This window comes from Pseudanabaenaceae cyanobacterium SKYG29, from assembly GCA_025055675.1.
GTDB lineage: Bacteria > Cyanobacteriota > Cyanobacteriia > Pseudanabaenales > Pseudanabaenaceae > M5B4.
Genome location: JANWWT010000002.1, coordinates 80784 through 96799, shown reverse-complemented (window position 1 = coordinate 96799; position 16016 = coordinate 80784). Strand labels below are relative to the sequence as shown.

General features: G+C 48.4%; 13 protein-coding genes. 6 read left to right on the top strand and 7 right to left on the bottom strand.

The annotated features are described in order from the left end of the window. Positions 1-40 precede the first annotated feature (40 nt). The 5 genes from rpsD to NZM01_05150 all read left to right on the top strand — a co-directional run bounded on the left by rpsD (position 41) and on the right by NZM01_05150 (position 5393). Positions 41-649 carry a 30S ribosomal protein S4 gene (gene rpsD / locus NZM01_05170; protein ID MCS6959420.1) on the top strand — a complete coding sequence of 203 codons (609 nt, stop codon included), beginning with the start codon at positions 41-43 and terminating at the stop codon, positions 647-649. Beyond that, positions 649-1200, top strand: a complete 552-nt coding sequence (locus NZM01_05165; GenBank protein MCS6959419.1) for a DUF3038 domain-containing protein — start codon at positions 649-651, stop codon at positions 1198-1200. Before rpsD ends, NZM01_05165 begins: the two co-directional genes overlap by 1 nt. Beyond that, complete coding sequence (locus tag NZM01_05160; protein ID MCS6959418.1) at positions 1200-2087, top strand: DUF4335 domain-containing protein; 888 nt, start codon at positions 1200-1202, stop codon at positions 2085-2087. The genes NZM01_05165 and NZM01_05160 overlap by 1 nt, the downstream gene beginning before the upstream one ends. Positions 2088-4379: 2292 nt before the next feature. Continuing rightward, entirely contained in the window at positions 4380-4688 is a 309-nt protein-coding gene (locus tag NZM01_05155; protein ID MCS6959417.1) for a hypothetical protein, read from the top strand. 72 nt (positions 4689-4760) lie between these two features. Further along, the gene (locus tag NZM01_05150) at positions 4761-5393 is read left to right on the top strand and encodes a ParA family protein (GenBank protein ID MCS6959416.1); all 633 of its coding nucleotides are present in this window, start codon (positions 4761-4763) and stop codon (positions 5391-5393) included. Here NZM01_05150 and NZM01_05145 read toward each other — a convergent pair. From NZM01_05145 to NZM01_05125, 5 genes are all read right to left on the bottom strand, one after another. Next, on the bottom strand, positions 5390-5908 hold the full coding sequence (locus NZM01_05145) for a hypothetical protein (protein MCS6959415.1): 519 nt from the start codon (positions 5906-5908) through the stop codon (positions 5390-5392). The two genes, NZM01_05150 and NZM01_05145, sit on opposite strands and share 4 nt — an antisense overlap. Before the next feature lie 2 nt (positions 5909-5910). Then, positions 5911-7752: a ribulose bisphosphate carboxylase small subunit gene (locus NZM01_05140; GenBank protein ID MCS6959414.1), complete on the bottom strand. Its 1842-nt coding sequence runs from the start codon at positions 7750-7752 to the stop codon at positions 5911-5913. Between the two features lie 6 nt (positions 7753-7758). Beyond that, positions 7759-8061, bottom strand: coding sequence for a EutN/CcmL family microcompartment protein (locus tag NZM01_05135; protein ID MCS6959413.1), 303 nt, complete (start codon positions 8059-8061; stop codon positions 7759-7761). A gap of 1 nt (position 8062) precedes the next feature. Then, positions 8063-8404, bottom strand: coding sequence for a BMC domain-containing protein (locus NZM01_05130; GenBank protein ID MCS6959412.1), 342 nt, complete (start codon positions 8402-8404; stop codon positions 8063-8065). 105 nt (positions 8405-8509) lie between these two features. Then, on the bottom strand, positions 8510-8818 hold the full coding sequence (locus NZM01_05125; GenBank protein MCS6959411.1) for a carbon dioxide-concentrating mechanism protein CcmK: 309 nt from the start codon (positions 8816-8818) through the stop codon (positions 8510-8512). Between the two features lie 304 nt (positions 8819-9122). On the opposite strand from NZM01_05125, the gene NZM01_05120 reads away from it, so the two are divergent. Continuing rightward, a complete protein-coding gene (locus tag NZM01_05120; GenBank protein ID MCS6959410.1) occupies positions 9123-11000 on the top strand; it encodes an NAD(P)H-quinone oxidoreductase subunit F in 1878 nt (625 codons plus the stop codon). Between the two features lie 12 nt (positions 11001-11012). Here NZM01_05120 and NZM01_05115 read toward each other — a convergent pair whose 3' ends face one another. Next, the gene (locus NZM01_05115) at positions 11013-13526 is read right to left on the bottom strand and encodes a TIGR03960 family B12-binding radical SAM protein (protein MCS6959409.1); all 2514 of its coding nucleotides are present in this window, start codon (positions 13524-13526) and stop codon (positions 11013-11015) included. Positions 13527-14448: 922 nt separating this feature from the next. Continuing rightward, on the bottom strand, positions 14449-15864 hold the full coding sequence (locus NZM01_05110; GenBank protein ID MCS6959408.1) for a carotenoid oxygenase family protein: 1416 nt from the start codon (positions 15862-15864) through the stop codon (positions 14449-14451). Positions 15865-16016: the final 152 nt, after the last annotated feature.

Below are 16016 nucleotides of genomic sequence, written 5' to 3'. Positions count from 1 at the left end.
CTTTATACTAGAAAGGCTGTAGATTTTTGCAAGGAAATTCATGTCTCGGTATCGGGGACCACGGTTAAGGATTGTCCGCCGCTTGGGGGATTTACCAGGCTTAACGCGCAAGCAGCCCAAACACCCCTATCCACCAGGGCAACATGGGCAGAACCGCAAGAAGAAATCAGAATATGCTATCCGCCTAGAGGAAAAACAAAAGTTACGGTTCAATTACGGTCTGAGTGAAAGACAACTCCTGCGGTACGTCAAACGAGCACGCCGCGTCAAGGGTTCTACGGGGTTAGTACTCCTGCAACTCCTGGAGATGCGCCTAGATAACACGGTCTTCCGTTTGGGAATGGCTCCTACAATTCCCGCCGCCCGCCAGTTAGTTAGTCACGGACATATCACTGTCAATAACCGCATTGTCACCATTCCTAGCTACGGCTGTCGCCCTGGCGATATAATTGGGGTGAGAGAAAACGAACGATCGCGCCAACTTGTGCAGCAAAATTTGGAATACCCTGGGCTGGCCAACATTCCTAGTCATTTGGAATTAGATAAGACGAAATTGATAGGCAAGGTAAACGGTGTGATTGAGCGGGAATGGGTAGCCCTAAACGTCAATGAGCTACTAGTTGTTGAGTTCTACTCACGGCAAGCCTGATGCCCCTGGAGGTGCCCACAGACCTACTCCCCCGTTGTCCCCGATCGGTGGCAATGCATTTGGATAACATGATGACGGCTTTTGAGGCATTACACCTGGAAGCAGTGGAGGTATTGTTAACGGCAGTGCAGGAATTGGGGCTGGAAAAGTGGGTACCGCATCGGGTGGCTTTCTGGCGGTTGCGCAACACTAATCCCCTACGCAAGTCCTACCAAAGGGGTTTCCTACAATGGGAAGAAGCCAAAGCTTTAGTAGCGATTGTGTGTCAGGTAGCGCGACAACTACACACTGTCCTACGCTTTCTGGTGACCACCTACCAACAACAACTGGAGGGGAAACTGGAGTCCCTAGGCATACAACAGAATCAGGGGTATGTGGACTTTTACATCGATCGGTTCCAAGAACTCTATGCCCACCGCATGCGCACTAAGTTATCCCCAGCAGAGGGGAGGGAGATGGCATTGCAATTATTAGTAGAACTATTTTTTATCAGTGGCAGTGGGGGGGAACAGCGTCTGTGGCATAGTTTGATGGATGGGGCAGTCGAATAGTGTTACAGCGGTCTTACATTACTCCTAGTTGCGCCCTCCTCCTGGAGGGACTAAGTACAACGGATGACCAGCAAATGACCCTCCTGACCCGTTTTAGTTGTCAGGTGGGGGGTAAGGAAATCAGCGGCGGGAAAGAATTGCTTACCTATCTAGTCCAGGGGGTTAGTTATTTTTGTCAGCAGTTGCTCAGCGGGGATGTAACCGAGTATCATCACGACCACATTAAAATTACGCCCCAGGGTTACCAATACCACCTGCACATAACTACAGAGGATGGGGAAATAGAACTAGACCTCGATCGAGTGCAGTTATTTGATTTGATGGAAGCCCTCGATCAATTGTGCCTAGATACCCAAACCCTACCTGATGTGGTGATTGCCCTACCGGAGCTGAGACCGCCTGTCACTCCTGTCAGTCCTGCTGTTCCTGCTGTGGTTGGTATTACCAGTGTATTGGCTGTAGCTTTAGCTCTGTGGTTTGTGCCCATTCCCGAACCAAAACGTCAAGAACCTCCTCCCCTACCCACCCCTGTCAGTCCTCTTCCCACCCCTGTTGTTCCCCCCCAACCAATTACCAATGTAGAAGAGCTGGAAAAACTGCGTGAGGATTTACTCGCTCTCCTCAATGACACCTGGGTTAATGCTCGTACCTTTGATGTGCCTCTTACCTACCAAGTGACGGTTGACCAAAATGGTAGGATAGTTGCTTATAAAGAAACACCGGCGACCAGAGAAAGACTGGGAGAAGCGGCGGAAGAAGTGTTAAACCGCATGCAGGAGGAACTACCCCTGGAAACTCTGCGCCGACAAAACCAGGATATTAAACCCGATCGGGTAGCTACCTTTACTGTCACTTTTGACACTAGCAACCAACTAATCGTAGAATAAATAATTAAGGGGTTGTATGACCCTTGAACCCCAAAAGGGTGTAGGAATCACCTTAAATCCAAACAGGCAAAGGGACATCTTGTGCAATTCATCCATTGTTTACTCCAAGACTTGCTTGGCAATGATTGAACCAAACTCAGTGCTTTTCTGATCTACAAAGGTAACTCAGGCAGAGGAAATCGTGATAGTGAAAGTTGGGAGAGAACTGCAGCAATTGAGTCAATAATATGTAATGATTGTCGATACCTACAAGAACAAGGCGTAAAATCCACGCCGACCACAAAGAAAAGTAGAAAACTTACGCTCTTTGCTAAAGCATTTTCCCAAAACTGTCAGTCTTTATTCCCAGCCTTGTCTACCAATGATTACTCTCAACCCAACACTTACCTAAATCCCTATCTTCAGCGGCAGTCCCTGTTCAACGGGTCATATTTTCCCAAAGCTTAAGCTACCAAACATCCGTGTAAATACTAGTACATTTGTTAAGGTAACACAACATAAAGTTGAATTCAAACTTGGTCAGTCCTTACACTACCAACTCCCTAGTAATTCATCTGACTACCAAATTGCCAGCAGGTAAAACTTAACTACCAGCCACTTTGCTGTGACGTATAGAGGCTTTGCTAGCTATAAGTTCATCCTCGCTTTGTGTCAGACAGAACAACAATTTGTTATGAAGGTTGAAAGTTACAGAGCAAGTATCCATGGATTAGTGGGTGTGGTATTCGGCGTAAGAGTGCATTTTATCTAGCAACTAATCTGATAGATGTAAGTTAAGTAATGAAGGGGTAGTGCAGATATAGCGGTACAGGTTATACAACCAATACCTGGAAAAAGTGTGCTATGTGACTGTGCAAGCCATTAAGTCGCTATGTGGTAATTTTGGGGTGGAGGAAGGTTAAGTCTTGTATCAAGACGCAACACTATTGTCTCTGTCCAGCTATCTCAGTTTAGTTAGTACAGAGTTAGTTTTTTAGATTCACAGGGTTTAGAGTAACATTTTCCAGCCGTGGTTTTTCCCTTGCAACTGCCTTCCAGAATTATTGGTATTGAGCGTAATCTGTGAGTATGTTAGTATTACTGTAATTTGAGCCAAAATTTCTATGTGTTTATCAAAGTTTAACAAAATAGACATTGGGGTAGTGGCACTCCTCTCAGTTTTGTATGTAATGCCAATCCTCTCTGCTAATGTTCTTTATATCGATGACATGGGTCGATCAATGTATGGTTACTCCGGCTGGGATAACAACGCTAGACCCTTGGCTTCATTAGTTATGCAAATGCTTGCGGGTGGAACGCCACTACAAAACATTTATCCTCTGCCACAGATATTGGGCGCAATAGCAACAGGTATAGCAGGTTTAGTTCTATGCCGATCGATTATGCCTCAAATAGAGGGTCTACCACTTTATTGTTGCTCTAAACCCTTTTTTCCTAGAAAATCTATCCTACCAGTATGATTCACTACCAATGGGTCTATCAGTTCTAGTATTAGCAGTTCCCTTTGCTTTTCTCAAGAATGATTATAAGATACATAGTTTTCTAATATGGCAGCTCATACTGGTAGCATGTATTAATGCTTCCCTTTGCCTGTATCAGGTTTCTATGAACCTGGCATTTAGTTTTGTGTTAATCTACGTTATGTCTAACTTTTTAATCTCTGATATTACCAAGGAAACTATTAAATCAAACTTACTGCTGCTGATCTCTTTCTTAGCTAATGTTCTCATCTCATATACTATCTACTACTTCCTGATAGCTAAGCCCCTTCTAGCAGGAGAATATAGTATGACGTATAGCCAAACTGTTGATCCTAATAGCTCGTTAACTCAAATTATTAAAAATGCCCTGGACTTTGTCGGACACATTTACTCCAGCTTGAAGGGTATTTCTAATTGGCTCCTGTATCCAATCCTAGTCACTTCTACTCTCGCTAACCTATGGGCTACGATTAGATTATTCAAACTAAGACTCAATAGAGGAATCGTATTTCTACTATCAACTATGTTGTTGCTTATTCCCTTCGTCGTATTTTTCTTTTCCTTTGGCATTCTGTCTTTCTTAAAATATCCTTTACACAATCCCCGTCTTTTTATTGGTTTTGCTGGAGTTATTCTATTGGGAAACTGCTGCTATGTATTCTTGTCACACAGGCTAAAACCACTCTCTTGGTTGGTAGTTATCCCAATTGCTTTTTGTTTCGTCATCTGTATATCTTATGCAAATGCACTTAGATTTCAAGAGAGATTTGACAACATACTGTACACTAACATATCCACAGATTTGCTATCCTTGGGATTCAAGGATAACGATGTCTTAATTCTCCACGGCATACAAAAGAGTGCGCCAGAGGTGAAATTAGTGGAAAAAAAGTTCCCTCTCATAGGTATACTTGTACCTAAGTACATCTATAACAACTGGTTTTGGGGCTATGTCAAGCTAGAACGCTATGGTATTCATGCCCAGGTCCTTTCTCAGGCAGAGTACGATGCTATGGTCTCCTCTTTGCACTGCGGTAGTAATTCTCCCCGTAAAATCTACGGTGAAGTTTGCCAGTTTGCCACTGACCCCAAAACTATCTTCCTTGTGCACATTAAGTAAGTCTAACTGTAGTTGGATGTAACGATTAGTGCCACAATTTTGAATAAACTCTACATTGCCCTCTTAACATCTGTGCACATCTTAGCCATTGTCAACGGTAAAGGAGGAGTAGGAAAAACTACTACGTCAGTCAATCTGGCAGCTATCTTTGGCGAAACCAGACGGGTGTTGTTGGTCGATACTGACCCCCAGCGTTCTTCCCATTGGTGGGTAAAACGATCGGAATTAGACATAGGTTTTGATTTGGTGGCAATAACCGATCGGGAGCGTCTGCAGGACATAACAACCACTAGGGAATATGACCTACTTGTGATTGATACTCCCCCTAACCTTGGCTCCCACACCTTAGCGACGGTAGTTAAACTCTCCCACTATTTGTTGTTGCCGACCCCCCCTGCGCCGATGGACTTGGCGGCGTTGATTGAAACCGTTAAATCTTCTGTTTTGCCCGCTGGGGTTGCCCACAGAGTGTTACTGACTCGAGTTGATCCCCGCAGTCTTGCTGAAGCCCTAGAAGCCCAGAATACACTGATGTCCGTCGGTATTCCCGCCTGTCATGCCTTTGTGCGTGCCTACAAAGCCCACGAACGGGCTGCCCTAGAGGGAAAATCGATCCTGCAATGGCGGGGTAAGAATGCTAAGGAAGCAGAGTCAGATTACAGACGGGTAGCGGAAGAAATTGAACGCGATTGGCAAAAGCGTTAGGAACTAGGCTGCCGATGGGGAAAGATTTTGACCATCAGACGATTTAGCTGCATCTGTCCATAGGAGACTCCCTGCTGCACTTGGCGTACTTCTGTTTCAATCTGGGCAGTGGGAGTAGGTTCACTAGGGGGCGTACCTTCTTGGGCTGTAGTTTCTTGCGACGGGGGAGAAGGGGTTTCCTGGGTAATCAGTGCCCCTGAGGGGATTATTTGCCCTGCGCCAATGTCGATGTTGTAGATCGTTGCCCCTGTGCCAATGCAGCTCCCCTGCCCAATTTCTACTTTCCCTACCACTAGTACTGCTGCCCCTAGGTTTGCCCCAGACCCGATCGTTATGTCCCCTTTGTGGGCATGGATAATCGTTCCCATCCCTACACATACCCCTGCCCCAATAGTAATCCTACAGCCCTCGTCTGCCTGGAGCAGGACACCTGGTGCAATCACTGCTGTTGGGTCAACTGCCACATTGCCGTAGGTGTAAGCTGTGGTGAGGGGTTGGAGGGAAGCAAGGTACATGACTAACGTTTAGGACGTTGCACGATGGTTTCTAGGACACGCCGTTTGGTCTTGCCATCCATACCGATTAGGCGCACGTAGTCCCCTGCGTGTTCTCTCAAGAGTTGTTCCAAGGCTCTCACTACTTCCCCTTCCGTATTGCCGGGGATGGGCGGACAACTTTGCCAGGAACTGGTGCGGAACCGTCTTTCATCAGCGTACTCAGCACTGACTTTGTAGCCCTGACTGAGGATCTGACGGATATGTTGTACTACTTCGGGTGGCAGATTGTTGTAGCTGGGGCTGGCTGTAGCAACAGTTGCATTGCTGACAGGTGCCGTCTGCCCAGGAGCTTTGCCATTGGGACGCTGAATGATTACTTCCCCTACCCGCTTTTTGTTCTTGGGGTCAATGCCAAACATGCGCACATACTCCCCAGCGTGTTCCGCTAAACAGGCATTGAGGGCTGCCATAACGGCACTTTCACTGGTAGCTTCGATCGGTTTGCAGCTATGCCAGGAACTGGTTCTGAAGCGACGTTCGTCCGCATGTTCTGTGCCAATGCGATAGCCCTGGCTCAAAAGAGAACGTACATGGGTAGCAAGGTCAGCATCGGGGTTGAGTTGGACAGTAGGGGAGGCAGCTCCTTGGGTTGTCGTAGCAGTATTGACGGGAGCAGTTGCCACTTGTCCAGGACGTTGGATGATCATTTCCCCCACCCGCTTTTTGTTCTTGGGGTCAATACCAAATAGCCGCACGTACTCTCCCGCATGCTCCGCTAAACAGGCGTTGAGGGCTGCAATTACCCCACTTTCACTGGTGGCTTCGATCGGTTTGCAGCTATGCCAGGAACTAGTTCTGAAGCGGCGCTCGTCCGCGTGCTCTGTGCCAATACGGTAGCCCTGCGCTAAGAGTTGACGGACTTGGGTTGTCCAGTCTGGGGCATTGCCATTTTGGGGAGTTACTGGGGGCGCTGCACTTACTTTAGCGGTGGTTGTACCGCTAGGATTGGCAGTAGGGACAACGATAGGAGTTTCGCCAGGACGTTGAATAATTTGTTCCATCACCCTTTGCCGCGATTTGGGGTCAATCCCCACGAGGCGCACATATTCTCCTTCATGTTCCTTTAGGCAGGCTTGTAAGTTCCGCAGTACGGTGTACTCATCAGTGGCATGAATATTGGCGCAGCTCTGCCAGGAACTTGTCCTAAATCGCCTTGTATCAGCATACTCCGCCCCTACCCGATGCCCTTGGGCTAGTAACTGCCGCACCAGGGGAGCAAGCTCTATTCCTTCCTTCATATCTGTACTCTCTTGCTGTCCATTAGTAACGATGCTTGGTTGGGTGGTCACTCTGGGCATTGCTATTCCCCCCAGTTGCTCCGCTAACAACCGATCGGTAGGGGTAATATCGGGGAGATGGTCGGCTTGCTGTTGGGTGGTAATCACTGACCCGCTGGCAATATACTTCCCTGGGGGAATCTCCACATCCTGGATAACAGCATGCATCATCACAATACAGCCATCGCCAATTCTGCTGTTAAAAATAGTGGAGCGAAAGCCTATGAAGCAGTTTTCCCCAATGAAGCAGGGTCCATAAACTAAACAAAAATGGGTCAGGACAGTCTTTGCCCCGATCCATACACCGTACTCCTTGCCGTCCTTGCCCAGCACGCGCCCTTGCGCTATCCCTCCCACGATCGTGCCCTCCTGCAGCCGTGCCCCCCCGCCAATATAGAAGGGCGTACCTGCCTGGGAATGAATTACTACCCCTGGGGCTAAAACCGCATCTTGGGCAATGTGCACCTCCCCACTGACACGGGAGAGGGGATGGACATGGGCTTGGGGCGCTATGGTGATAGTCATAACTTCCTACCGCGATTGTAAGCGCTTGTTGTAAAGAAATTGATTGCCGATCGTGACTGTGTCAATGATTGCTACCACTGCCGCATCGATCGGGCGGTTTTCCCCATCCCGTATCTGTCTGGCACCACTGCCGAGGCTGACTAGGACCCACTCTTCGATCCCCGCCCCCACAGTGTCTGCTGCCACTTCGTAGTGATTGGTAAGTTCCCCCTTCTCATCGATAAACTGCACTAGGAGAAACTTCGTCCCCGCTAGGGTAGGCTCTTTCTGGGTACTGACCACCGTACCGATCGCTTTGGCAATCCGCATACTACGGACGGTTCATGGGGCGAATAGCATTGACATTGTCGCGGAACTGCTCCACTTCCTCGGTATAACGGATAGGCAACACATACTCCAGGTTTTCATGGGGACGGGCAATGATGTGAGTAGAAAGCACCTGACCACCATTCACCCGCTTGACTGACTCTGTCCCCGCTGCTACAGAAGCTTGTACCTCTGACACATCCCCCCGCACAATTACGGTGACGCGCCCACTCCCGATCTTCTCATAACCTACAAGCGTCACCCGCGCCGCTTTTACCATCGCATCGGCAGCTTCCACTACAGCAGGAAAGCCCAAAGTTTCAATCATACCAACTGCAATTGCCATTGTTTTCCTCCTACTAAATCAACACACAAACCTAATAAACATTTTGCCAAGTACTGGGCAACTAACCCATATCTCTTAACAGAAAGTGAGCCGTTACTCACAGCCCTAAAAGGAAAATTGCTCCACTTCTTTGGTATAGCGAATGGGCAATACGTACTCCAAGTTTTCGTGGGGACGGGCAATAATATGGGTAGAGAGAACTTCTCCCCCATTTACTCGCCGCGCCGACTCTACTCCCGCCGCGATCGATGCCTGTACCTCCGAGACATCACCCCTGACAATTACTGTGACACGACCGCTGCCAATTTTCTCGTAGCCCACGAGGGTCACTCGCGCAGCTTTCACCATGGCATCCGCTGCCTCCACTACAGCAGGGAAACCTCTGGTTTCAATCATTCCGACGGCAATAGGCATAGTTTACTAATCACCCTACAATTTACTTAATCAATCGCAAAATAGCTAGGTATAAATACTTCGGATCGTGAGCCTCACCGAATGACTAACCTAAAAATTCACCTACTACTTTTAGGCTGGTTTATAGTTTATCCCCATTTTGCGATAGATTGATCCCCTATCTACGGGGTTTGCTATAAAGTCCATTTTAGGTCGAGGTGAACTTAGTCTAAGCATATTATTTAGGGGTGTCTATGATCAATATAAGAGCTAATGATGTTTTCAAATTGCATAGATAGTAAGAACTTATAGGTAGGAGCTAAGAATGGTGGATATCTTGCGGGACTGGGTGTGGTTGATCCCTTTGTATGGGCTGCTGGGGGCAGTGGCAACTTTACCCTGGTCGTTGGGGTTCGTGCAGAGAACGGGCCAGAGACCCGCTGCCTATTTGAATTTAGTGGCGACTTTCTTGGCCCTTGCCCATAGCTTGGTTATTTTCCTGGGGCAGGCACCGCCGAATCCGATCGAGTATCGCTGGCTGGAAATTGGCGATTTTAGTTTGACTCTGACTTTGGATATTTCGCCCACGACGACGGGGGCAGCTTTTCTGATTGGGTTGATCAGCTTTCTATCCCAGCTCTATGGTCTAGCGTCCCTGGAGATGGACTGGTCCCTGGCACGCTTTTATGCCTTGATGGGATTTTTCGAGTCGGCGATGACAGGGATTGCCATGAGTGATTCCTTTTTCCTCAGCTATGGGCTGCTGGAGATGCTCACCCTCTCTACCTATCTGCTGGTAGGGTTTTGGTATGCTCAGCCTTTAGTGGTAACGGCAGCACGGGATGCCTTTTGGACAAAGCGGGTAGGGGATTTAGTTCTACTCATGGGTTTGATTGGGCTTTCCACCTTGACAGATAGTTTGCATTTTTCTGACCTAGCAGCGTGGGCAGCTTCCCCTGATACGGTGCTGTGGGCGGAATCCCATCCGCTATGGGCAAATTTGTTGGGTATTGCTTTGATCGCAGGTCCCGTGGGTAAATGTGCCCAGTTCCCTTTACACCTATGGCTAGATGAGGCGATGGAGGGTCCTAACCCCGCTTCTGTGTTGCGTAACTCAGTGGTGGTGGCTTGTGGAGCCTATGTCCTGATTAAGTTGACCCCCGTCCTAGCCATTAGCCCGATCGCGCTGGATGCTCTCTTAGTTTTAGGGACGATTACGGCGGTGGGGGCAGCTTTGGTGTCGATCGCCCAAATTGATATTAAACGGGCGTTGTCCCACCTTACCAGTGCCCATTTGGGTTTAGTGTTTATTGCGGTGGGGACGGAACATACGGAAGTGGCATTGGCATTTCTCCTGACCCATGCTGTGGCAAAAGCCCTCCTGTTTACGAGTACGGGGGGGATTATGATGACCACCATGACCCAGGATTTGACAGAAATGGGGGGTATTGGTCTGCGCATGCCCGCTACAGCGATGGGGTTTGCTGTTGGCAGTTTGTCTGCCGTGGGTCTCCTACCCCTAGGGACATTTTGGACACTGTTAAATTATGTGGACAGCTTGTGGCTCAGTGCCCCTGTGTTAGTGGCGGTGGGTTTAGCAGTAAATGGGATTACTGCCTTTGGCTTGATGCGGGTGTTTAGTTTGGTATTCCTCGGCAAGCCCCAGCCCAAAACACGCCGTGTCCCTGAGGTGCTCTGGTTAGCGGCTGTGCCCACGGTGTCCTTGACTATTGTGAATCTCCTCGCCCCTATCTTGGTCTGGCAGTGGGGACTCTACCCCCCTCAACTACATAACCCCTGGTTGGAAATTGCTTTGCTCGTAACCTCAGGCACGATCGGGTTGCTCTGGAGTGGCAAAATTTACGTCTGGCATATCTATGCCCCTGGTGCTACAGTAACTTTGCCGCCCCCGCCAGTCTCCTTGGTCTGGAAATCAATCCAAAACTTGTTGGCAAATGACCTTTATGTACAGGCAATCTATCGCAGTACAGCCGTGTTTGTTGTGGGTCAGGGGTCGCGCTTAGTAGGCTGGCTCGATCGGTTTGTAGTGGATGGCTTAGTCAACTTTTTGGGCATAGCCTCTGTGTTTACGGGGGAAACCCTAAAATACACTGTGACGGGACGATCGCAGCAGTACGCCCTGACAATTTTGGTGGGGTTGCTATTGGCGATGGGTTTATTGCTCTGGAAAACTTCCCCTTGACTTGGCAAGAGCCTAGGCAAAAACTAACCGATCGCGCCTTACCTGGAGCAGAGTGAGAGGAGAGGTACAGAATTGCTGGAGCATATACAAAACGTAATCAGGTTTGAGAGTGGTACCATTTGCTACAAGACTACCTTCATACTGCACCTGCAGGGGATCAGAGCTGACTAGGCGCAGGTCAAACAACAGAGGACGTAAATCGATCGTTTGGGTCTGCTGCTTCTTGTTGGTCTTTTCCATAGAGATAGAAGGGGAGGTAAGCACCTGGGCGATCGCTTGTGCCAGTACTTCCGCTGCTGCCCCTTGCAGAGTGAGGGTATAGACAGCCCGTCTCAACCCCATAGCCGCCGAGGGAGCAGACAAAGGAATTTCACTGACATCGTAGATGGGCATTTCCTCTGGCAACTGGGCTTGCAAGCGCTGATAGAACTCCTGGGGACTCATGTACTCAATTAGCTCAAAATCCGCCACTTCCCCCGTACTCGTGTAGCCTAGAGACAGAGCATTGGCAATTTCAATACGGGGCATAGGGTGGAAGCCCCCTGTCAAAGCAAAAGGAATCCCTGCCCGTCGCGCTGCCCGCTCCAAAAACCTCACCAAATCGAGATGGGAAATGAGAGCCATCTTACCCAACTTGCCAAACGTCAGGCGCAAACGCTGCACCTTGGGCATCTGGGAGCGATCGATCGGTGGTTCGTAGGCAGGAATGGGGGGTGGCGGAATGACAATATTGTGACCAAATTTGGGTCCACAGACCCCGCAGTGATAACAACTGTTAAAGGAGCAATCGGGCACTACTTTTGCCGCCAATGCCAACTCATAATCTTTCTGCAGCCACTCCTTGCTAATCCCCGTATCAATGTGATCCCAGGGAGTAGGAGCATCCAATGGAATTGCTGGTAATTTCCACTGTAACCCTGCCTGGTTGATTGCCTCCTCCCAAGCGGCAAAAGCCTTGTCAATACTTTCGTACCAAGCATCCATACCCGCCCCCAACCGCCAGGCTTGGTAAATCACCCTGCCCAGCGACCGATCACCCCTGCCTAAAAAGTCCTCGATCGCTGAAATCCGCACATCCGTATAGTTGACCTTCACCCCCCGCAGGCGACGGAACTCCTCCTTGAGTAAATTTTGCTTGTGGATGAACTCTGCCGTAGACACTGTGTGCCACTGGAAGGGCGTGTGGGGTTTGGGCGTAAAATTGGAAATTGTCACATTCACTGATAGGGGCTTTCTCCCTTTTTGCCGACATTCCCTTTGCAGCCAAGCGATCGTGTGGGCAATGGCTACCACATCCCCATCTGTTTCCGTGGGCAGCCCGATCATAAAGTAGAGTTTGACTTTGTCCCACCCCTGTTCGTAGGCAGTTTTGACCCCCCGCAACAAATCCTCATCCGTCAAGTCTTTATTAATCACATCCCGCAGGCGCTGCGTGCCCGCCTCTGGCGCAAAAGTGAGACCCTGTTGCCTCCCCTCACCCCGCAAAATATGGGCAATATTTTCATCAAACCGATCGATTCTCTGACTGGGGAGGGAAAGAGTTACACCCTCATTCTGCAAGCGGTTCTTAATTTCAATCCCTACCGCTGGCAAAGACAGATAATCAGAACAGGACAAAGACAAAAGGGAGAACTCATTGTAACCAGTCTCTCTAATTGCCCGCTCCACTGTCTCCACCACTGCTTGGGGGTCAACATCCCGCGCTGGGCGCGTGAGCATTCCCGGCTGACAGAACCGACATCCCCTTGTACAACCCCGCCGAATCTCAATCGTCAACCGATCGTGGACTGTCTGCACTAGAGGCACTAAACCGATGCTGTGTTCTGGTCTGGGAGTAGCCACACGCCGGCGAATCCGTCTAGGCACATCGGGTCGATCGGGCACTACAGCACCAGATGCCTCCACCCGATAGAACTGGGGTACATACACCCCTGGCACTTTTGTTAAAGCCAGTAGAGTTTCCAGCCGCGATCGAGCTGCTAATTTGCACTCCTTAACTACCTCGCCAATTTCTGGCAGTAAATCTTCCCCATCCCCCAGGGCAAAAAAGTCAAAGAAATCGCTATAGGGTTCAGGGTTAGAAGTAGCCGTCTGTCCCCCCGCAAAAATTAAAGGATAGCTAGTGTCATTCCGTTCCCACCAGGTCAGGGGAATCTGGGCTAAATCCAGCATCTCCAAAATATTGGTGGCCCCCAACTCATAGCTGAGGCTAAATCCTAAAATGTCAAACTCCAGGAGCGATCGTTGGGACTCCACAGCAAACAGAGGGGTGTTCGTTTCCCGTAGTTTGGCAATTAAGTCAGCACCCGGCAGATAGGAACGATCGCACAGCTGCCCCTCCTGCTGATTGAGAATACTATAGAGAATAATGTGACCCAGGTTGGAAGCTCCCACCTCATACACCTCTGGGTAAGTGAGACACCAGCGCACAATAGCACTGTCCCAGGATTTATGCACTGCGCCATACTCATTGCCCAAATAGCGAGCTGGTTTGACAATTGCAGGAGTGATGAGGGGATTGAGCATAGCCAACCTAAAATGACTGTTCCTATTATACTGGGGGCATAAAATTGCCAATTTATAGATAGTTAGCTATGACAAGCCTAGATTATTTCTAGGTTCATGGGTTATTATGGGGTCCGTGTGCCGTTCTTCTAGGAGTTGTACTAGCCCAGAGCTTAGTTATGGTAGCGAAGACAAAGACCTGCATCGATCGTTTAGAGTAGAGTTGTGCCAGGGAAGAACAATTTTGCCGCTCCAGCTAGGGTAATAATTCAGTTTATGGGCTAGGATTAGATAAACATTTGCTCTTAAAGACTACCTCAATCGCCTACATTCCCATAAATAGCTACGCCACTACTAGTCATAGTGCTATCAATGTACTAGTAACACTCTAAGTCTACATTTATAATTTATGTATCGGAGGGGTTGCTGTGACAGATAGAGACTTTGCTAGCTATAAGTCCATTCCTGCTTTGCGCCGACTACAACAATTGTAGGGGTTAAGAGGTACAGGGCAAGTAACAATGGATTCAGAGCAAGAGAGAGTGTTATCTAGCAACAGGAGCTAGTGGGGACATAGCGGTATTGTACAGATTGTGCAATAGATACTGGGAATTGGACAGGTTGCTAGGAAAGAGAGGTACGTTGCTAGAGCACAAACCGAAAGTCTATGGCAAGACTACTATGTGACAGTGCTAGCAATTGAGTCAATACTTGAGTGGTTTTCACTAGAGGCATGTTGAGTCTTGTATCAAGATGCAAAGCTGCTGGATTGCCTTAGGGGATAGGAAGGAACAGAGTTTTCTATCTTTGCTCTTGTCCAGAATTTAGCATGAGTTGATGCCACTAGGATTCCAACTCTCGACAAAAATCATCGACATGGCACAACAGAAATACTAAACTGTTGGTAGACATCAGCTCAGCTTAAATCTACCCCCTGTAAAGACTAATTCAAAAATAATTCCCTAGTGAAACTGCCGTGTAAACCATAGGGAATATGATGTTTCAAACCTACAACTGCTACGGGCTCCCTGTCTATGTGGCGAGCATCTAAAATGACTAATTCCGATCGTTCTTTTTCCGCATTAAACACTAGGGTCACCACCCAGCCGTCGTTCTCTATGGCACTATTGGGGATGAATACAGGCTCACCGACAAAACCCCTGGGGGCGAAGTTATGAATTTGCTGTGTACCTGTTTCTAAATCCAATTTGATGATAGCCTGCAGAGGAGCATTACCTGCTTCCCTAGCTGTACAGCCCATGTAGATGTAGCGGTATTTCTTACCTAAGTACTGGGGATGGACGCTAGGAAATTCACAGGAACGACTAAGGAGCAGTTGTCTTTTGACTTTACCCGTCCTTTGATTGATGTAAAACCGCCACAATTGCCCAGGAATAACCCGATCGAAATCCACATCCAGAAAGTTAATGTTGGGTTCCAATTTGGGATAGGTGGCGTAACAAATAGAATCTAAGACAATTGTTTCCCCCTCTATGTAAGCGTTGCTGTGATGGAAGATAAAACAGGGGTCAGTAGGATAGGTTTGCAAGTTACCCGATCGGTCAAAAACTAGTAGCACTGTTGGTGTATCGGGCTTTAATTCTAAACACATCCCCGCCGTCTTGAAGCCTAGGAGAAAAGGTAGAGGATCGAACGTGACAGGATTTTGCGCAAATATCTGATACTCAGGAGTGTAAGCGAAGTCGTGGAGAAAACAAAAACCGGGCACCTTAGTTTGATATTGTTCTTGATAGTTACCCCCGCCGTCAACAGTAAAAACCCGAATGCGGGACTTCAACCCTGGCTCTACACCAAAACCCCACAGTATGCCTGTATCAGGGTCAAACCGCGGATGAGCAGTAAAGACCTGTCCTGGTGCCAGGGCGCCGTTGAAGTTCTCCACACCGATCGTGTCCAAATTGTAAGGATTCAGACGATAGGGCTGCCCTCCCTCCCATAGCGCTAGCAGTTTGCCACCATGATAGATGACATTGGTATTGGCAATATTTTTCAACTTGCGGTCTAGGAAATTCTGCCACCATCCCCCTGGTTTTTGTGTACCAAATACACCCCGATATAAAATCCTACCTGCCCTTTCTTCCGCTAAAAATTCCGGCGTTCTGACAAACTTGTTACAAAAGTGTACCTTCCCCTCCACAAAGGTGAAACGACAGACCATCCCATCGCCGTCAAAGGGGTGACCATATGCCTGTCCATTCCGATCGAGTAATCCAGGTCCATTGCGAAACAGCGTACCTGTCAAGGGAATGTGACCCCTCACCTCCTCCACCCAGTAGGCGTATTCCCCTCTCTGGGATTTGTAGCCTTTTTGCCAGTCCGATCGGGTAAATGTCGTCATGGTCTCCTTCATAGTCCTTAATCTATTGTAACAAAAGTTAATGAAATCAGTGCACTGTAATTTTACTTGGTCGGGCAAGGGAGTAGGAAAGTGGGTAAATCTATCAATTTACTGTAGCAATTGTTAACAGATGATGCAAATTATATCAAAGT